Source organism: Bacillus sp. GMs2/2 (assembly GCF_050172095.1).
Taxonomy (GTDB): Bacteria; Bacillota; Bacilli; order Bacillales; family Bacillaceae_G; genus Bacillus_A; species Bacillus_A cereus.
Window position 1 is genome coordinate 1 of sequence record NZ_JBNLYE010000066.1, and the last position, 18,601, is coordinate 18,601.

Below are 18,601 nucleotides of genomic sequence, written 5' to 3' on the forward strand. Positions count from 1 at the left end.
AAAAATTATAGGGGGAAAGTTGTGAAGAAAAATAAGAGTTTAATAAGTTTTTTAGGAGTGTTTATTATGTTGTTTTCTTTTTGTTTTCAAGGAAATGTACAGGCAGATGTAAATACTGTTCAATCTGGAAAAATCAAATCAGGAAACGTAACAGTATGGGAAGTTGGAAATGTAGCGAAAGTATTAGCGGATGTGGAGCGCTTAAATTTAAATACAGTAAATGTACCGATTCAAGTAGATATCCCAAATGTGACTTCTACTAACATGGTAATTAATCAAGCGCAAAAGCAACAAGCTATTATTTTAATTCAAGAATTATTAAAGCGTAATATTCAAGTTATAGTGGAACCGTTCCCATATATTCAGCAGGGGAATGTTGGAGAGACAGAATGGAACCCAAGTAACATTAATGATTTCTTCTGGAATTGGAAGACGGTTATTCTGCAAGATATTTTTAATTCCATTACAAGTAAATACAATGTGTATGGACTAAAGATTGCTTCTAATTTCGTGAATATGGAGTATGCAGAAGGATACTGGAGCGATACAATTGATTTTGTTCGTAATCAGTATAAAGGAAATATTTTGTATCAAATGAACTGGTGGTTAACAGCAAGCTGGGACTCTTCTTATGAAGAGAAGTTTAAAGAGAAAATCAATCGCCCGTATTTAAAAAAGGTGGATATTGTTAGCATAGACAGTTGGTTTGAAGTTTCAGGAAAAAGAAATCCAACATATGAAGAAGTAAAGCAAAGTTTATTTGCGACAACAGTATATAATCGTGGGCAAAATGTTGTTCAGCAATTGGAACAATTACATAATGCAACAGGAAAGCCAGTTTACTTCGGTGGATTTAACGTTCCAGCACGTGAACTTGGATTACAAAATCCATGGAATCCAGATGTTTCAAATGTGTTTTCGAAAGATGTACAATTAAATGGATGGCGTGCTTACCGCGATGTATTAGAACCGAAACCATATTTTAAAGGTTTTTCAATTTGGTTTATTGGCTCTAATGATAGTACACATCCGTATCAAATACATAGTAAAGAAGCAGAGGCAGTTATTAACGGCTGGTACCGAAAATAATTTTTATAAAATAGGTAAGTTTTGAAGTTTACTACATATATTTCTAGTGAAAGGCCTTTCACCATCTTATCACCTAGGGGGCAATCATAATGAAATTTTTGTCTTACCTTACAGTAATTTTGGTGATTCTCGGCGGTTTGAATTGGTTGTTTGTAGCGTTAGATTACAATGTAGTTGAGAAATGGTTTGGTTCTATGCCGGCGCTTGTGGACACTATTTATTGGCTCATTGGTCTTTCTGCTATTTATCAAATTTTTGATCGGTTCTTCACGGACAATTAGCAATTATACTTTATTACTAGAGTGTTAAGTACGATTATGTACTTAACACTTTTTTGTATGTTTATAAAAATAGTTTGCACATGCAAGCGATTCCATTGCGTCTTGCGCCGTAATAATAGAAAACAAATTGACCACGTATTATATTTTGGGTTATAATTCAGAAAGTTTAAAAATTAATAAAAATGAGAAATAGGGAGGTTATGAGGGTAATGGAGAGAGTCTATAATTTTTCAGCAGGACCATCAATACTCCCTTTGCCAGTTTTAGAGAAAGTGCAAAAGGAGCTTGTAAATTATAACGGGACAGGCATGTCTATTATGGAAATGAGTCATCGATCTTCTTATTTTCAAAGTATTATGGAGGAAGCGAGTAACTTACTTCGTGAATTAATGAGCATCCCTGATGAGTATGATGTTTTATTTTTACAAGGCGGTGCGTCATTACAATTTTCTATGATACCACTGAACTTAATGAATACGTATAAAAAAGCTGGATACGTACTAACTGGCTCATGGTCTAAAAAGGCACTGCAAGAAGCCGAAAAAGTTGGGGAAGTACAAGTGATTGCTTCTTCCGAGCAAGAGAAGTTTACTACGATTCCTAAACTGGACGGTTTACTAAGCGATGAAAAACTAGATTATGTACATATTACAACGAATAATACAATTGAGGGGACAAAATATGTGGATATTCCACATATAGAAAGAGTGCCGCTCGTTGCGGATATGTCTTCAAATATTTTGTCAGAACAATATGATGTTTCGAAGTTTGGTCTTATATACGCGGGAGCACAAAAAAATTTAGGACCTGCGGGCTTAACGATTGCTATTATAAAAAGAGATTTAATTGGGGGAGCAGATCGCTCTTGTCCGACAATGTTAAATTATGAAACTTACAGTAAAAATAACTCCTTATATAATACACCGCCATCCTTTAGTATTTACGTAACAAAACTTGTACTAGAGTGGTTGAAAGAGCAAGGCGGAGTATCTGCGATTGAAGAACAAAATAGAATGAAATCTTCACTTATTTATCATTTTTTAGATGAATCTAAATTGTTTACTTCACCAGTTGATCCTGCGTATCGATCACTTATGAACATTCCATTTACAACACCGTCAGAAGAACTTAACAATGAGTTTTTACAAAAAGCGAAGGAACGCGGCCTTGTTACGTTAAAAGGACATCGCTCAGTTGGCGGTATGCGTGCCAGTATTTACAATGCGATGCCAGCACACGGCTTAAAACGATTAGTAGATTATATGAAGGAATTTGAGCTTGAGAATAGATAGGGAGATGGGGATATGTTTCGTGTTCAAACGTTAAATCAAATTGCAGAAAAAGGCTTGCAAGTTTTTACTGAAGAACGTTATGAAGTAGGAGATAGAATCAATCATCCAGATGGAATTTTGCTTCGTAGCTACTCTTTACATCAAGAAGAGTTTTCAAAAGACTTAAAGGCGATTGCAAGAGCTGGCGCTGGTGTAAATAATATTCCTGTCGAGCGATGTACAGAAAAAGGAATTGCAGTATTTAACACGCCGGGGGCAAATGCTAATGCAGTAAAGGAACTCATTATTGCCAGTCTTATTATGTCTTCACGCAACATTATTAATGGTGTAAGTTGGACGAAAAACTTAGAGGGTGAAGAAGTACCACAGCTTGTTGAATCAGGAAAAAAACAATTTGTTGGATCAGAAATTGCAGGGAAACGTCTAGGTGTTATCGGACTTGGCGCAATCGGTGCTTTAGTTGCGAACGATGCGTTAGCGTTAGGCATGGATGTTATCGGATATGATCCTTATATTTCAGTTGAAACAGCTTGGCGTCTTTCTACACATGTGCAAAGAGCATTTAGCCTTGATGAAATTTTTGCAACGTGTGATTATATTACACTGCATATTCCTCTTACGAATCAAACGAAGGGGATCATTGGGGAACACGCTGTAGAGAAGATGAAAAGAGGGATGCGTCTATTTAATTTCTCTAGAGGAGAACTTGTAGATGAAAAGGTTCTTCAAACAGCATTAGAAGAAGATATTATTACACATTACGTAACGGATTTCCCGAATGAAAATGTAATAAAGATGAAAAATGTAACAGCGACGCCTCACCTTGGCGCATCAACGTCTGAATCGGAAGAAAATTGTGCAGTAATGGCGGCGCGTCAATTACGTGAATATTTAGAGACAGGAAATATTCGTAACTCAGTAAATTATCCAAACGTAGAATTGCCGTATATCGGAAAGAAACGAATTACAATTATGCATCAAAACGTCCCGAATATGGTAGGGCAAATTACAGGATGCTTAGCGGAACATCATATTAATATTGCCGATATGATTAATCGTAGTAAACATTCTTGGGCATACACAATGATTGATATCGATAACGGAATTGATGATATAATAAAAGAGAATATTGTAGAAAATATAAGCAAAATTACAGGTGTTGTAGCCGTTCGAATGATTGTGTAAAGGAGAGAGGAATGTGGCAAAAATACGACCGTTTCGGGCCATTCGTCCAGTAGAGGAAAAAGCGGCACAAGTGGCAGCTTTACCGTATGACGTATTAAATAGTGAAGAGGCAAGGGAAGTTGTAAAAGGGAATCCATATTCTTTCTTGCATGTTGATAAAGCAGAAATTGATTTAGATCCTGAATTGTCACCGTATGATGATCGCGTGTATGAAAAAGCGGGCGACAATTTAAAGCAATTTATACAAGAAGAAGTGTTCATACAAGATGAAGAGCCAGCGCTATATATTTATGAACTGACGATGCAAGGAAGAACGCAGTCAGGCCTTGTCGTTTGTACATCTATTGATGAGTATGAAGATGATACAATTAAAAAACATGAAAGAACACGTCATGAAAAAGAACTAGATCGTATTCGCCACGTAGATGTGTGTGACGCAAATACAGGTCCGATATTTTTAACTTACCGTACAAAAGATGAAGTAAAGCATTTAATTAGAAGCTGGAAAGAAGAGCATGCGCCAATTTATATATTTACAGCAGAAGACGGTGTTAAGCATGTTGCGTGGAAGATTGCAGATGAAGATGTAATTACGACTTTAGTAAACGCATTTGAAGATATTCCTAATCTTTATATTGCAGATGGGCATCACCGTTCTGCATCAGCTGCAAAAGTAGGACTTATGCGAAGAGAACAATATCCAAATTACACAGGAGAAGAAGAGTTTAATTTCTTCCTATCTGTTTTATTCCCTCATGATGAGTTATCTATTTGGGACTATAACCGAGTTGTGAAAGATTTAAATGGCTTATCAGAGGAACAGTTTTTAAATCAAATTACGCAGTACTTTTATGTAGAAGGAGCACCTGTTTCTCCGTATAAACCAAATGAGCCAAAAACATTTGGTATGTATGTAAATGAGAAGTGGTATAAGCTTACTGTGAAAGAAGAAACATTTGATGCGAATGATCTTGTTAGAGGTTTAGATGTATCTATCCTGCAAGATCATTTATTAAGCCAAGTACTTGAAATACATGATCCGCGTTCTGATTCACGTATCGAGTTTGTCGGAGGAATCCGCGGATTAGAAGAACTAGAACGCCTTGTGAACAGCGGCGAATACAAAGCAGCATTCGCATTATATCCGACATCTATGGAAGATTTATTAGCAATCGCAGATGCCGGAGAAGTCATGGCACCGAAATCAACGTGGTTTGAACCGAAACTGCGTAGTGGGTTGTTTGTTCATTCTTTAAAGTAAATATTGACTTCTATAGTTTTGAAAAACCGAAATGATTTGAGTTTCGGTTTTTCTTATTTTGGCTCAGTTAACGTTTAATGTTGATTTTCATGTTAAGATTGAAATATGTAACAGCAGGTCGCTACAAAAAAATGGAGGAAATACGATGAAAATGCATCTTCAAAAAAGTTTTTATGTTGAATTGAAAAATGCAATTCGTTGTCATTATAACGAACTTTTAACTAGGTGCGGTGTTGACACAATATATGGGTACTCCATATTAACAGACGATTGTGTCAATAGCATTGGACCAGTGGCTAATGAAGAAAGACTAATCAAAGTTAATAAATCGGACCCTTTATACAATTATTATAGATACGGAGCTGTTGAGTGGAGCGAATGGGACGATTTTGGAATGTTTGATGAAGTGAAAAAAATTATTAAGAAATATCATAATATTGTCGAAGATGACTTTAATATACGAGTAAATACACTGTTGAAAGAAACGTTAAATGTGTTAATGGAACTTGAATCAGAAGGATTGTTTGGAGATAGAGATGATAATCGATTTATTGTCATTTGTGTAACTGATTCTTCGAACGAAATCATGATTGAATCAGCTCGATTGCTTAATACATTAAAGACATACGAAGAATATGCTTCAGAATTTGCATAAGAATAAATATAAGTAAAACTGCTCTCTATAAGAGGCGATTTTCATTTGATCGAAAGTCACCAATTAATAGTAACGATTCGTTGTGACGTAACAATTGAACAATTTGAAACTGATGAAAAAAATCGTACAAAGATAATTGCGATGTTTACATGTGTGAATCAAGTTGGAAAAGAAGTTATGAAGGGAAGTTTTTCGGGGATTATTCTTTAATAGGAGAAGTAATGAATAAGTGGGTTCTCCATGCCTCTCAGGCTTAGCGTTTTAATTCCCCCATAACGTATATTCTGTTCTTTTCTTAACTATTAGAAAATAGTTGAATAAGCTCGTCAACAAAAAGGACATTCCTAGTATTACAAGAAATGTCCTTTCCACTAAATTATAAGGTATTTTGCTAACGTTCAAATTCTAAAATTAGTTTACTAGTTTGACCTGTAAACTGATAATTATAGGACCCTCTCAGATTTTCTAAGTTACCGGTAGCCTTAATAATTGTTCCTGGGGAATCTAAATTTCCTTTATCAAATATTCCTTGCTCTATAGCTGTGAATGTCCCTTGTTGCCCCTTATAAATTCCTTCAAAGTGTAAAAATCCAGAAATTTTAGCCGTAGCCAAGTGACCATCATTTATATTTGAGTCTACATAATATAATAAGTATTCAACAAAAGCTTTTCCTTTTAATTCTCCATCAATATCATATTCAACATGGGCAATATTAATAGGGAAATCTTTTCTAGTATCATCAATTAGTTTTTCATCCCATTTACTTACTGTAAATGTTACTTCCATACACGTAAATCCCCCTTTATCATTAGATAAGTAATCTTCATATCATTTGAAAAGTACCAATTCACAGTCATATCTTATAGGAGTGTTTTTTATTTATTTGAGTCCTGTCATATCGTTATCTGCTCCTCCCCACGAAGGACTTACTGTCGCCATGGTATCTCCTGGCTGTAATCTCTTTGGTTTTTTTAACATGTTAACTCCGCTCCTACATAATGTAATGGACTACGATTATACAAACTGTATCATTGAAAAACATGATGTATGACATTAGTTTCTTCATCATCAATCCGTTTACCTGCTGGGATTCAAGAATTCAGTCTTAGTGTTGAATATAGGAATAACCGATTTATATTTGAAAATTACAGTATGCAACATTGCATGAGGAAAACGGTTGTTATTTTCACTACCTGTAACTATAATGATTACAGGTTGGTCGATACCAATCAAAAAAATAAAATCATCATGAATGGAGATGTTTCATAATGGGTATGAAAAAATTAATTTTAGCAGGCGCTTTAGGGATCGCAGCATTATCAGGAACAAATTTACCAGGACTAGAAGTAACAAAAGCGAGTGCAGCTTCTATTGAATCGAATTTCTCGACGTTAGAAGGACGAGTAGTAGAAGTAGATAACGGTGTAATTGTTGTAAAATCTAAGCAATATGAGGAACCGGTTAGTGTGTATATTGATTCACTTTCAAATGTGAAAGTAGGAGATGAAGTAAAAGCTACTGGATCTATGATGCGTAATTTTACAGAATATATGGTTGCAACTGCAGTTGAAAATACAACAAACAAGTTAGGTATGCACATGAAAGAAGATGGCTCACCTAATTATGTAATTGGAGAAGTATCAAAAGCAAGAACGATGGAAGATGAGGGAGACGGTGCTACTAAATATGTTGTAGTTGAGTATCCATCGCTAAATGGGAAGAAAGCTATTATTGATGTTTTCTTAACAAAGGGACAAGTATTTAATGTGGGTGAGAAAGTGAAAATTGATATGAAGTATGTAGGCTGGGGTGGTATTTCTATTAACTGGAACACAGTTGATCATATTGAAAAAGTTCATGAAGCAAAGACGAACGCTGAAAATAATGATGATGTATGGATTTGGTCTTAATAAGGCGAGTATAGGTCGTTATTTGCAATTTTCTCCAAACAATACATGTAAAAACTAAATGTATCAGGCAGTACCCATCTCATTGCGTATGACAATTAGATGGGTACTTTTTTATTTGAAATTTGCGCAAGCCAATGTTCAGCATTTCTTTTTAAGAGTAAATTACGGTTGAAATCAAAACTTTATTTGCAGTACATAATAAATAATGTTGATTTTTTATCTTATATTAAAATAAAAACAAACCACTGTTCGATTTGAATATTCCACGATATAATGGTGAGAGTTTATGACAGAATAAATATTTACATAAGAAGTGAGGTACTGTATGAAAAAAAGAACGACAGACATTATTTTTATTATTATTGGTGCATTTCTTTTTGCGTTAGGTGTCAATTTATTTGTTATCCCGAACGAGTTTGGTGAGGGTGGGGTAACAGGTATCACGATTATTACGTACTATTTATTTGAATGGTCACCAGGTTTAGTTAACTTAATTTTAAATGCGATTTTGTTAATAGTCGGTTATAAATTTTTAAATAAAATCACAACAATTTATACGATTATCGCTGTAGTGACTAACTCGCTATTTCTTCATTTAACAGAAGGATGGACGATTGCTTCTGATGAAATGCTCGTAAATGCCATTTTCGGAGGAATATTTATCGGGTGTGGTATTGGTCTTATCATTCGCGTTGGTGGAACGACAGCAGGTACTACGATTTTAGCAAGAATGACGCATAAGTATTTAGGCTGGAGTATTAGCTACGGTCTACTGTTCTTCGATTTAATCGTTGCGTTTTCATCTTATTTCATCATTGGTGCAGAAAAACTGATGATAACAATTATTATGCTATATGTAGCAACGAAAGTGATGGAATTTGTAATTGAAGGGTTAAATCCGAAGAAGGCTATTACGATTATTTCTGATAATCCAGATGAAATTGCCGGGAAGGTGACGACTTTAATGGGCAGAGGGGTTACCGTGTATTCAGGTCATGGCTATTACACGAAAACGCCGAAGGAAATTCTTTATGTTGTTATTAATAAGCAAGAAGTAGTGAAGCTAAAACGGATTGTTCAAACTACGGATCCGGCGGCTTTCATCGCTATACACGATGTTCGTGATGTGTTCGGAGAAGGATTTGTTGATATTTCGAAGGCTTAGAAATTGTTTTTGATTAAAATAAACTTAATACTAAAACGTGAGAATCTATTTTGAATAGTCTTTTTTCAAAATAGATTCTTTTTCTTGCAAAAAATTCAATTGTTTCTTAAGGTAAGGATGTAGAAGGATGAACAAGAGAGGGTTTAATGAAGATGATACATATTTTATTAGCTGATGATGATAAGCATATTAGAGAGTTGTTGCATTACCATTTACAAAAAGAGGGGTTTAAAGTTTTTGAAGCAGAAGATGGAAAGGTAGCGCAAGACGTTTTAGAGAAGGAAAATATTCATCTTGCGATCGTAGACATTATGATGCCGTTCGTTGATGGCTATACGTTATGTGAAGAAATCCGGAAGTATCATGATATACCGGTTATTTTATTAACGGCGAAAGATCAGTTAGTTGATAAAGAAAAAGGATTCATTTCTGGTACGGACGATTATATCGTAAAACCATTTGAACCAGCTGAAGTGATTTTCCGTATGAAAGCTTTATTACGACGTTATCAAATGCTGAGTGCAGATATTATTACGTTGCACGGAACGACAATTGATCGAAAAGGTGTAGAAGTAAAGTGTAACGGTCAAACAATTTTGCTTCCTTTAAAGGAATTTGAGTTATTATCACAACTTGCTAGTTATCCTGGAAGAACATTTTCAAGAGAAGAGCTAATTGAATTAGTATGGGGAATGGATTTTGAAGGAGATGAACGAACAGTTGATGTTCATGTGAAAAGGCTGCGAGATCGTTTCTCAAAACGAACGGATGATTTTCAAATTACGACAGTGCGCGGCCTCGGGTATAAGTTGGAGTTGAAATAAGATGAAATCACTATATTCTAGATTTGTATTTATGACAGTCGGCATTATGCTACTTAGTAGTATTATCGGCTTTTTATTAACGAACGTATATTATCAAGTGAAGTTAAAACCGTATAACAGTGAAAAGATTTTAAAGTATGCTGAAGAAGTTAAATCGTTATATGAAAAGCAAAGTGAAGAAAATCAAGAGGCGTACTTACATTCTATTGCAAAGTTAGGGTATGAAATTTATATTGTCGATGATCAAAAGAATGGAAAGCGTATCGGTAATGCGTTTCGTAAGACGTCTATTAGCGATGCTACTGTTCATAAAGTATTGCAAGGAGAAACGTTTAATGGTGTTTCTACATATCCAACGCGTCTCTTTATTACAGGGTTTTTCGATAATGAATTAATTAATAGCGTCGGTGTCCCAGTACAACACGGTGATAAACAGTACGCTTTATTCATTCGCCCTGACGTTCAACAACAATTCGGCGAGATGAGAATTTTTCTAGCGGTATTACTAGGGTTTATCGTACTATTAAGTATTATTTTTATAGCGATTGCAGCAGGTTATATCGTTCGCCCAATCCGTAAATTTACGAAGGCTACGCAAAAAATTGCGAGTGGGGAATATGAAATTGAATTAGATGTAAAACGAAAAGATGAAATAGGAACGTTATCTACAAGCTTCCAAAAGATGACGAAGAGTATTAAAGAACTAGATGAAATGAGACAAGAATTCGTTTCGAACGTTTCACATGAATTTCAGTCGCCACTTTCTTCCATACAAGGTTTTTCAAAAACGTTGCAAACAGAAAAGATGAGTGAGGAAGAAAGAAATCATTATTTACAAATTATTGAGGGCGAAAGTAAGCGAATGTCTAGTTTATGTAAACAGTTACTTACCCTTGCGTCATTAGATAAAGAAGAGAAGGTTCTACAAATAAGAGAATTCAATCTGCATAAGCAAATTAAAGACGTCATTTTTATGCTTGAGTGGAAATGGCGGGAAAAAGATATCGCCGTTGAATTTGATGTGCCAGATATCACTATAAAAGGTGATGAAAACTTACTTCATCAAGTATGGAGTAACATTTTTACGAATAGCATTAAGTTTTCAAACGATGGTGGAACGATTGAGTTTTTCGTCGAAGAGTTAGAGTCTAGTGTCATTATTTCTATATCAGACAACGGAATCGGTATGGAAAAAGAAGAAATGGATCGTATTTTTGACCGTTTTTACAAAGTAGATACAGCAAGGACGAGAAACGTAGAAGGTAGCGGTTTAGGGTTGTCGATTGTGCAGAAGATTGTTGAACTGCATCATGGAAACGTTTCGGTGTATAGTACGAAGGGGGAAGGAACAACCGTTCGGGTGGAGCTTCCGAAATAGATGGAAAGAAAGAGGCTGTTTCGGAACGGCCTCTTTTTTTGTCGTTTTATGTCGGTAAGTCGATATAATCGGAAAATCGCTGATATAATTTGAGTTGCGCCGATATAATTCTATTTGCGCTGATATATTTGAAAAATCGCTGATATAAATTTCACGTACTGTATTTCTGTTACAAAGCAGTATCTTTCACCCGTTCTTCCTTAAACTGAAGCTCAAAAGTATCCGCTGTAATTTCATCTGCTTTCGGCAAAGCCCGTAATTTCGGATGAAGTAGCCATACGAGGGAAATGAATAAAATCCCAATACTAGCAAGCGCGAAAATGAGTTGGCTACTATATACATTCGCAGTGTATCCGCCAATTAAAGAGCCAAGCGGCATAGCAATTGTGCCCATACTCCGTGTGACTGAATTGATGCGTCCAAGATATTGGTTTGGAATTACAATTTGACCAATAGTTGCAAATAATATGTTGGTCGCACCAATTGGTATCCAAGCTAAGCCGAATAAAAAAATGGATAACCATTGAAACGGTACAACCGTAGAGAGAAACCAAAAGAAAGCGCCAGTTGCAAAGCTAATAATGGAGACACGGCCAACATTATATTTACCAACCCATGAACTGAATAGTGCTCCAATTAAACAACCAGCGGATATAGCGGCTAAAAAGAAACCATATAATTTCACACCGCCTAAAGAATCAGCGAAAGAAGGGAGTATTGCCATCGTCATACCGATTGAAAAATTAGCGACAACGGAACCGATTAAGAAGACACCCATCAATGAACGAAAGACGATTGAAAAGCCTTCTTTTAAATCAGAGAAATATTGCTTTGTTGAAAGTGTTGTGTCTGCTTCAGTTTGTTTTGGCATTTTTAATGAAAAGAACAAAAGGGCAGTAATCGCGAATGTAAAGGAGTCGATCACATATAAAGTAATTGCGCCAAATAGTGCTACTAATATTCCAGAAAGAGTCGTACAAATTAAATCAATGCCTTGATATGCAAATGAAAAGAGTGAGTTTCCTTTTAATAATTGTGTTTTATGCAGTAGAAGTGGTAAAGCTTTCGATTGTGCGGGATAGGCGAATTGTTCGATAAAAGCTACGATGGGCATGATGATGAGTAGTAGGTGGACTGTTAGTAGGTCGAAGTAGTGTGTAATTGGAATGATTAAAATAAGAATGCATTGCAAAACTTGTGTGATGACGAGGGTGTTTTTTATTGACCATCTATCGACGAATGGACCAGTAAGAAATTGTAATGCAGAAGGTAATAACGTAAGGAAACCAGCCAATCCAGAATAAAAAGGATTACCACTTAATTTGTATACGAGCCACATTGCTGCTACATAATACAAGCTATCTCCTATGTTTGTAAAAATTCTCCCTAAAAATAATAAGAGGAAATTCCGGTTTTTTAATATGTCCACTTTATCTACTCCTTTATAATAATTTTATTCGGTAAAATAAAATTGACCGTCTCGGTAAAAAAAATCGTATTACGATTTTTCTTCTTTTTTAATAAATTGCTGCATTGTTCTCTCAGCGATTTGAAGTGCAGTAGTAGAAATATAATAAGGTTTGCTATTCGGATCTTTATCTGCACCTTTTGTGATTTCGTTTAATTCAGCCATTAATTCATAAAACTTTTTCACCCACACTTGAAATTGTTCTGGCGTAGCATCAAATTCCCAGCAGGATGAAACGTAATTCCACTTAGCTGGATCTTCACTTGCATTTTGTAATGTAAAAGCTTCTTCTGGTGCAGCGAGAATTTGGCTTTTCGTTCTTTCTATCATTTGTAAAAAGATTTGGCGACCTGATTCGCTTACTATCTCTAAATGAGGTAATAGATCTGTAGCAGGGGTGAAGCCTTTCGCGACAGATTGATAAAACTTTTGAATAATCCCATTCTTTTCCTCTGTATAAACGATCTCTATAAGACCATTCTTTTCTAATTCTTTTAAATGATAATGAATTTTCGCCCTTGAAATGCCGAATTTCTCAGATAGTAATTGTCCAGTATAAGGACGTTCGCATAGACGTATCATCATTTCGGCACGTAGTGGATCGCTTAATGCTTTTAGTTGGCTATAAGTAGTTAGTGTTAATACGGGCTTCAAAATGATCAACTCCTTAAATGAAATTACTCGGTCAATATTATTTGACTGAATTGTATCAAGGATTTCAATTATTTTCAATACTTTCTGAAAATTAAATCTTACCCTCTGTAATCTTCTGTTCATATTCCGTTCATATTTCTTTTTTATGATAAGTGCATAGAAAGAAAGAGGAAGGAGCGAGCGAAATGTTTTTAGCTCTGCGTGAATTAAAACAATCAAAATTACGATACGGATTAATCGGATTGATTATGGTGTTATTATCATTTTTAGTCCTTGTTATTTCAGGATTAGCAAATGGATTATCATATGATAATGCTTCATCGATTCAAAATATGGAGGCAAATAAGTTCGTTTTAGCAGATGATGCGGAAAATAAATTACTTCGTTCACAAATTAAGAAAGACGATGTAGATAACGTAGTAAATCAAGTAGGTGACAAAGAGGCAGTTCCGTTTCGTGTGAAAGTTTCAACATATGAAAAGAAAGATAGTTCGAAAAAGGTTGATATCGCTATTTTCTCAAGCGAACGAGATTCATTTTTAGAACCGAACATTGTAAAAGGTGAGAAATTAGGTACAGCAAACAACGAGATGGTTGCTGACGAATCAATTACAGAAAAAGGAATTGATATTGGAGATACAATTATCGATCCTGTTTCAAAGAAAGAATTTACAATCGTTGGATTTACGAAAGATCAAATGTTTAGCCATACACCAGTCGTTTATGTAAATGAAGACGTATGGGGATCTATTTCACAACCAAACCAAAAAGATTATAGTGCAATTGCACTTAACACAGATAAAGAGATTAAAAATGCACACGTAATTGACAAAAAAGAAGTGCTACAAAGTATTCCAGGATTTAAAGAAGAACAAGGAACATTAACGATGATCATTGCGTTCTTACTTGTTATCGCTGCATTACTAATCGGTGTATTCTTCTACGTTATTACACTGCAAAAAACACAGCAATTAGGTGTATTAAAAGCAATCGGTACAAAGAACTCGTATTTAGCAAATAGCTTAGTCGTACAGGCGTTATTCTTATCAGTCGTTGCGATGGTAATTAGTATCGTTCTTGTACAAGGGTTAGAACAAATTTTACCAGCGGGTATGCCGTTCTTATTAACAACACCGATGATTGAACAATACGCAGCAATCTTTATCGTAATTAGTATTTTAGGAACACTTATTTCGTTATACCAAGTATTAAAAGTTGATGCATTAGAAGCAATTGGAGGCGGGATGTAATGACTTCATTATTAAAATTAGACAAAGTAAGTAAAGTGTACGGAGAAGGGAATACGGAAGTAACAGCCCTTCATCCGATATCGCTTGATGTGAAAGCCGGAGAATTTATCGGAATCGTCGGTCCTTCTGGATCAGGGAAAAGTACGTTATTATCAATCGCGGGTGCATTATTATCACCATCAAAAGGGGATATTTACATTCGTGAGCAAAATATTACACAGTTATCAGAAAAGGAAATGACAGACATTCGTTTGAAAAAAATCGGCTTCATTTTCCAGTTTGCAAACCTTGTTCCATATTTAAATGTGAAAGAACAGTTACTTTACATTGCAAAGCTAAAAAAAGAAAGTAAACAAGAATCCGAAAAGCGTGCAGATCATTTATTAGCGGCATTTGGATTAGGAGAAAGAAAGAATCATTATCCAAATCAACTATCTGGCGGGGAAAAACAAAGGGTAGCAATCGCTCGTGCGTTCATGAACAACCCAGATTTAATATTAGCGGATGAGCCAACGGCAAGCTTAGACTCAAAACGCGCACGTGAAGTTGTTGAAATGATGAAACGCGAAGTGAAAGAGAGCCAAAAAGCAGCAATTATGATTACACATGATGAAAGAATGCTTGATGTATGTGATCGTATATTGACGCTTCGAGATGGACAGTTAATATAAAGAAAAAGGCCAACCGTATATGCGGTTGGCCTTTGTATCATTGTTTTTAATAAGTATAATGGCTTTATTTTGAGAATAACGTTTTAATTTTATTGCGTGTTATTAATAAAATCCCGCCTAATACAGATAGCATTCCTAGAGCCATATTGTTTGATTGCTCGCTACCAGCGTTAGGAAGTTCTTTAGCGTTATTGTTTTTAGTACTATTATCTGCTTGCGTTTGTTTAGACTGTGACACTTCATTAATCTTGTTATCAACATTTTGCTTCGTTGTATGTAACTCAGCTAATTTGTCGTCAATTTTTTTCTCAGTATGCTTAAAGTCGTTGATTTTAATATCTAAGTCTTGTTTTTTCTTTGTTAAATCGTCTGAAACAGTTTGTTTCGATTGTTTAATTTCGTTAATTTTATTTAGTAAATCTTCTCTAGCCTTTTGTAATTCAGCTAGTTTGTTTTTTACATCTTGTTTAGCTAGTTCTAAGTTAGCGGAAAGACTGTCTAAATTGCCTTTAATTTTCTTAAGTTCCTCTAACGTATTACCAGTATTCGGCTTGTTTTCTTTTAGTTCAGCGAGTTTGTCCTCAGCAGTTTGTTTCGCTTTTTTTAACTCAGCTAATTTTTCATCTACTTGTTTTTTAACTTCCTTAAGTTCATTAACCTTTTGATCAATGTTCTCTTTATGTTGCTTCATTTCATTCACTTTTTCATCGACATTTTGTTTATGTTCTTTAATCTCATTCACTGTGTTATCGATATTTTGCTTATGCTCTTTTACTTCAGCAACTTTATCTTCTACTTGTTTTTTATGCTCTTTAATTTCAGCGATTTTATCTTCGGCGATTTGCTTGTCTTGCTGAAGTTTTGCATCTAACTCTTGTTTATGTTGTTTAATCTCGTTAATTTTTTCATCAGCAACTTGTTTACGTTCATGTAGTTCATTCACCTTCGTATCAACATTTTCCTTAACCTTGTTAAGTTCATTCAATGTTAGATCCACGTTTTCTTTGTGTTGCTGCAATTTCGCATCTAACTCTTGTTTATGTTGCTTAATTTCAGCTAATCGATCTCCCGTACTTTGCTGAGGAGTAGCATCATTTACTTCCGCATGAGCAGGGTTCGCGCCAGCAATCATTGCTAAAGCTAGTGTAGACGCAGCGATTGTTTGTTTTGTTTTCATATTTTTGTACCTCTTTTCTTTCATATGCATGAACTGTTTTGTGTAAAAATGAGCATATAGAAGTAGATTATCTTATTATTATATACTATGTTAGGCGCTTAGAGGAAGGATTTGCATAATAATCTATGATTATGTAATTTTTATAATCTCTTATTTGGGGTAGGGAATAAATCTTTAGCTAGATGAACAATTTCTTCAATAGTAAAGCTTACATCTTTATTATTGCGAATAACAAACAAATAATCAGCCTTGTTTTCTACAGGATCTACCACATCATCGTGAAGTGATTCAGTTTGTTGTCGATCAAGTACTTCTTTGAAACTAGAATATCCACCTCTAAAAATATTGGTACTTCGCGTGCTTCGAGCCACTCTTTCGTAAAGTACATCATCTGGAATGTCAAAATGAACTAATATGCGTACATATTCATTCTGTGGAAATAATTCGTTTAGTAAATAAAATCTTCCGCTTTTACTGCGATTGGAATTACAAATAATAAGGTGTAAATTTGTATGTTCTTTCGCATAATCAACAATGAATTTTGAAAGACCGTGCTTAAATGTATTAGCACCTTCAGCCGGCTGTAATTTTTCATAATGCGTGTTAATAAATTCAGCTTGGTTATCTTGATCCATAACGAAAGAGTGGGGTAACTCTTTTTCTAAAGCTTTTGCAAATGTAGTTTTTCCACTGTGTGTTTTTCCAACTGTAATGATGACTAATCTTTTCATGACGCCCTCCATTTGTATTGTTATGAACTGGAATATTCGGTGTAGATCGAAATCTTCCTGCTAGAGATTACACAAATTGTTGGAGCGTTAGTAGGCTGGAAATTTGACAAAAAAACTTATTTATGCTATAATTTACCAATATAAAAATAAGGTGTATAATAGGGTTCTCCTGGCCAGGGGAACCCTATTTTTGTTGTGAAAATGAAGGAGAGTGTATGTGCGTGAAACAAGGTGAAGCAAGTGTAACATCGTTAGTATCAGCTTTCAGCAGGGCATATCATAGTGAATTTGATAATCCGAAAATCTTTGATGATTATGTAGCTAAAGAGTTCATTTCGCCAAAAGAACGAATTAATATTGAAACGAATATGGTTCAAGGAATACATTTCTTCAATACAGACATTGCACAGCAGTTTCAAGATAATCCAAAAGAAATATTAAAATGGATTACGCAAGTTCAGTTATCACCAACACCTTTAGCACGTGCCGCATATTGTGAAAGAGTATTACTACATGAAATTACATTAGGAGCGAAACAATACGTTATACTCGGTGCGGGATTAGATACATTCAGTTTTAGACACCGAGAATTAGAAAATAAAATAGAAATATTTGAAGTGGATCATCCTTCTACGCAGGCGTTTAAGAAGGAAAGAATAAAAGAAGTAGAACTTGAAGTTCCAAATAACCTTCATTTTGTTTCAATGGATTTTACGAAAGGATTTTCCTATGAACAGTTACGCAATGAAGGATTTGAACATAAAAAGACTTTCTTTAGCCTTTTAGGTGTTACGTACTATTTAACGAAAGAGGAACTTGCTAGTTTATTAGAATGTTTATTCGAGATGGTTCCGACAGGTAGTTCTATCGTTTTTGATTATCCCGATGAAAATTTGTTTACGGAAAAGGGACTGTCCAATCGAGTTGAAAATGGCTGCGGTAGGCGGAGAACCGATGAAATCATGTTATTCCTATGCTGAAATGGAAGCACTGTTAGAGAAGGCGGGCTTACTCATTTATGAGCATTTATCACCAGAGGATATTGATGTATTATATTTTGAAGGACGAAACGATTATTTGAAAGCTTTTGAGACGGTGCATTATGTACATGCGGTGAAAAGGTAAGAAATTAGTAGGCATGGAGAGGAATCTCTGTGTCTTTTTTCTAATGATATAACCGGATTCAGGACTTTTAACCAACGTGAAAAGTCCTGAGTTAGAAAGTATGGTAGAGTGCTACTGTCAGAAGGAATCTTTTTTTATGTTTTCTATTACTAACGGCGGAGTTGATCTACAGCATCTGCCGCATCCCTTGCCGCATTTGCAGCCTGTTTTGTTGTACGTATTTGCTGTTTCAAAAGAGTATTTTGTTCTTCTAACAAAGTATGCTGCACTGTACTTGTTTCAGTAACTTGCCAGATTGCTAAAGCTTCTTTTAAATCATCTGCTGCTCCGCTTTCTAGCGCTACTATACATGCATCAATTTTTTTGACTGAAAAATACTTAATTGGGATTGGTATACTACTTTGAAATTTTTGATCATATTCTTGAATTTGAGGGTCATATTTAGAAGCAGTAAATTTTCTAAACACGTGTATTATAGATGGCC

At 35.1% G+C, this 18,601-nt stretch carries 18 protein-coding genes and 2 pseudogenes; 14 read left to right on the forward strand and 6 right to left on the reverse strand.

The features are described from left to right. Positions 1-21: 21 nt before the first annotated feature. From ACQGS6_RS11440 to ACQGS6_RS11470, 7 genes are all read left to right on the forward strand, one after another. On the forward strand, positions 22-1,089 hold the full coding sequence (locus tag ACQGS6_RS11440; protein WP_242784922.1) for a glycoside hydrolase family 113: 1,068 nt from the start codon (positions 22-24) through the stop codon (positions 1,087-1,089). Positions 1,090-1,178: 89 nt separating this feature from the next. Further along, a complete protein-coding gene (locus tag ACQGS6_RS11445; RefSeq protein WP_000670803.1) occupies positions 1,179-1,370 on the forward strand; it encodes a DUF378 domain-containing protein in 192 nt (63 codons plus the stop codon). A gap of 209 nt (positions 1,371-1,579) precedes the next feature. Beyond that, complete coding sequence (gene serC / locus ACQGS6_RS11450) at positions 1,580-2,662, forward strand: 3-phosphoserine/phosphohydroxythreonine transaminase (protein ID WP_426965149.1); 1,083 nt, start codon at positions 1,580-1,582, stop codon at positions 2,660-2,662. Positions 2,663-2,674: 12 nt separating this feature from the next. Continuing rightward, entirely contained in the window at positions 2,675-3,847 is a 1,173-nt protein-coding gene (locus ACQGS6_RS11455) for a 3-phosphoglycerate dehydrogenase family protein (protein ID WP_326318583.1), read from the forward strand. A gap of 13 nt (positions 3,848-3,860) precedes the next feature. Beyond that, positions 3,861-5,108 carry a DUF1015 family protein gene (locus tag ACQGS6_RS11460; RefSeq protein WP_326318582.1) on the forward strand — a complete coding sequence of 416 codons (1,248 nt, stop codon included), beginning with the start codon at positions 3,861-3,863 and terminating at the stop codon, positions 5,106-5,108. A gap of 145 nt (positions 5,109-5,253) precedes the next feature. After that, positions 5,254-5,763 carry a DUF4303 domain-containing protein gene (locus ACQGS6_RS11465; RefSeq protein WP_000781769.1) on the forward strand — a complete coding sequence of 170 codons (510 nt, stop codon included), beginning with the start codon at positions 5,254-5,256 and terminating at the stop codon, positions 5,761-5,763. A gap of 45 nt (positions 5,764-5,808) precedes the next feature. Further along, a complete protein-coding gene (locus ACQGS6_RS11470; RefSeq protein ID WP_000572953.1) occupies positions 5,809-5,973 on the forward strand; it encodes a hypothetical protein in 165 nt (54 codons plus the stop codon). A 181-nt stretch (positions 5,974-6,154) separates the two neighbouring features. On the opposite strand, the gene ACQGS6_RS11475 is transcribed toward ACQGS6_RS11470, so the two are convergent. Then, positions 6,155-6,550 carry a DUF3224 domain-containing protein gene (locus tag ACQGS6_RS11475; RefSeq protein ID WP_153600127.1) on the reverse strand — a complete coding sequence of 132 codons (396 nt, stop codon included), beginning with the start codon at positions 6,548-6,550 and terminating at the stop codon, positions 6,155-6,157. A 482-nt stretch (positions 6,551-7,032) separates the two neighbouring features. On the opposite strand from ACQGS6_RS11475, the gene ACQGS6_RS11480 reads away from it, so the two are divergent. The 4 genes from ACQGS6_RS11480 (at position 7,033) to ACQGS6_RS11495 (ending at position 11,041) form a co-directional block, all read left to right on the forward strand. Continuing rightward, entirely contained in the window at positions 7,033-7,674 is a 642-nt protein-coding gene (locus ACQGS6_RS11480; protein ID WP_000525522.1) for a F0F1 ATP synthase subunit alpha, read from the forward strand. Positions 7,675-7,999: 325 nt separating this feature from the next. After that, positions 8,000-8,839, forward strand: coding sequence for a YitT family protein (locus tag ACQGS6_RS11485; protein ID WP_000747492.1), 840 nt, complete (start codon positions 8,000-8,002; stop codon positions 8,837-8,839). A 146-nt stretch (positions 8,840-8,985) separates the two neighbouring features. After that, positions 8,986-9,663, forward strand: coding sequence for a response regulator transcription factor (locus tag ACQGS6_RS11490; RefSeq protein ID WP_000781961.1), 678 nt, complete (start codon positions 8,986-8,988; stop codon positions 9,661-9,663). Between the two features lies 1 nt (position 9,664). Beyond that, positions 9,665-11,041, forward strand: a complete 1,377-nt coding sequence (locus ACQGS6_RS11495) for a sensor histidine kinase (protein WP_074625233.1) — start codon at positions 9,665-9,667, stop codon at positions 11,039-11,041. Positions 11,042-11,210: 169 nt separating this feature from the next. Here the strand turns inward: ACQGS6_RS11495 and ACQGS6_RS11500 are convergent, their stop codons facing one another. After that, positions 11,211-12,470, reverse strand: a complete 1,260-nt coding sequence (locus tag ACQGS6_RS11500; RefSeq protein ID WP_000353361.1) for an MFS transporter — start codon at positions 12,468-12,470, stop codon at positions 11,211-11,213. A 69-nt stretch (positions 12,471-12,539) separates the two neighbouring features. Next, the gene (locus ACQGS6_RS11505) at positions 12,540-13,163 is read right to left on the reverse strand and encodes an ArsR/SmtB family transcription factor (protein ID WP_000805789.1); all 624 of its coding nucleotides are present in this window, start codon (positions 13,161-13,163) and stop codon (positions 12,540-12,542) included. Between the two features lie 185 nt (positions 13,164-13,348). On the opposite strand from ACQGS6_RS11505, the gene ACQGS6_RS11510 reads away from it, so the two are divergent. Further along, positions 13,349-14,413, forward strand: a complete 1,065-nt coding sequence (locus ACQGS6_RS11510) for an ABC transporter permease (protein WP_426965153.1) — start codon at positions 13,349-13,351, stop codon at positions 14,411-14,413. Further along, on the forward strand, positions 14,413-15,084 hold the full coding sequence (locus tag ACQGS6_RS11515; RefSeq protein ID WP_000202597.1) for an ABC transporter ATP-binding protein: 672 nt from the start codon (positions 14,413-14,415) through the stop codon (positions 15,082-15,084). Before ACQGS6_RS11510 ends, ACQGS6_RS11515 begins: the two co-directional genes overlap by 1 nt. 64 nt (positions 15,085-15,148) lie before the next feature. On the opposite strand, the gene ACQGS6_RS11520 is transcribed toward ACQGS6_RS11515, so the two are convergent. Both ACQGS6_RS11520 and ACQGS6_RS11525 read right to left on the reverse strand, forming a co-directional pair. Then, positions 15,149-16,261, reverse strand: coding sequence for an LPXTG cell wall anchor domain-containing protein (locus ACQGS6_RS11520; protein ID WP_426965155.1), 1,113 nt, complete (start codon positions 16,259-16,261; stop codon positions 15,149-15,151). Between the two features lie 140 nt (positions 16,262-16,401). Next, positions 16,402-16,992: an AAA family ATPase gene (locus ACQGS6_RS11525; protein ID WP_074625231.1), complete on the reverse strand. Its 591-nt coding sequence runs from the start codon at positions 16,990-16,992 to the stop codon at positions 16,402-16,404. 215 nt (positions 16,993-17,207) lie between these two features. On the opposite strand from ACQGS6_RS11525, the pseudogene ACQGS6_RS11530 reads away from it, so the two are divergent. Then, positions 17,208-18,117: pseudogene (locus tag ACQGS6_RS11530) on the forward strand (class I SAM-dependent methyltransferase). A gap of 149 nt (positions 18,118-18,266) precedes the next feature. Here ACQGS6_RS11530 and ACQGS6_RS11535 read toward each other — a convergent pair. Beyond that, positions 18,267-18,601 (reverse strand): annotated as a pseudogene (locus ACQGS6_RS11535) (hypothetical protein); the annotation flags it as partial.

Bases quoted from the DNA above. Each gene is read 5' to 3' on its own strand.
- ACQGS6_RS11475 (WP_153600127.1), bottom strand. From the start codon at position 6,550: ATGGAAGTAACATTTACAGTAAGTAAATGGGATGAAAAACTAATTGAT.
- ACQGS6_RS11520 (WP_426965155.1), bottom strand. From the start codon at position 16,261: ATGAAAACAAAACAAACAATCGCTGCGTCTACACTAGCTTTAGCAATG.
- ACQGS6_RS11465 (WP_000781769.1), top strand. From the start codon at position 5,254: ATGAAAATGCATCTTCAAAAAAGTTTTTATGTTGAATTGAAAAATGCA.
- ACQGS6_RS11515 (WP_000202597.1), top strand. From the start codon at position 14,413: ATGACTTCATTATTAAAATTAGACAAAGTAAGTAAAGTGTACGGAGAA.
- ACQGS6_RS11480 (WP_000525522.1), top strand. From the start codon at position 7,033: ATGGGTATGAAAAAATTAATTTTAGCAGGCGCTTTAGGGATCGCAGCA.
- ACQGS6_RS11510 (WP_426965153.1), top strand. From the start codon at position 13,349: ATGTTTTTAGCTCTGCGTGAATTAAAACAATCAAAATTACGATACGGA.
- ACQGS6_RS11495 (WP_074625233.1), top strand. From the start codon at position 9,665: ATGAAATCACTATATTCTAGATTTGTATTTATGACAGTCGGCATTATG.
- ACQGS6_RS11485 (WP_000747492.1), top strand. From the start codon at position 8,000: ATGAAAAAAAGAACGACAGACATTATTTTTATTATTATTGGTGCATTT.
- ACQGS6_RS11445 (WP_000670803.1), top strand. From the start codon at position 1,179: ATGAAATTTTTGTCTTACCTTACAGTAATTTTGGTGATTCTCGGCGGT.
- ACQGS6_RS11455 (WP_326318583.1), top strand. From the start codon at position 2,675: ATGTTTCGTGTTCAAACGTTAAATCAAATTGCAGAAAAAGGCTTGCAA.
- ACQGS6_RS11490 (WP_000781961.1), top strand. From the start codon at position 8,986: ATGAAGATGATACATATTTTATTAGCTGATGATGATAAGCATATTAGA.
- serC (WP_426965149.1), top strand. From the start codon at position 1,580: ATGGAGAGAGTCTATAATTTTTCAGCAGGACCATCAATACTCCCTTTG.
- ACQGS6_RS11525 (WP_074625231.1), bottom strand. From the start codon at position 16,992: ATGAAAAGATTAGTCATCATTACAGTTGGAAAAACACACAGTGGAAAA.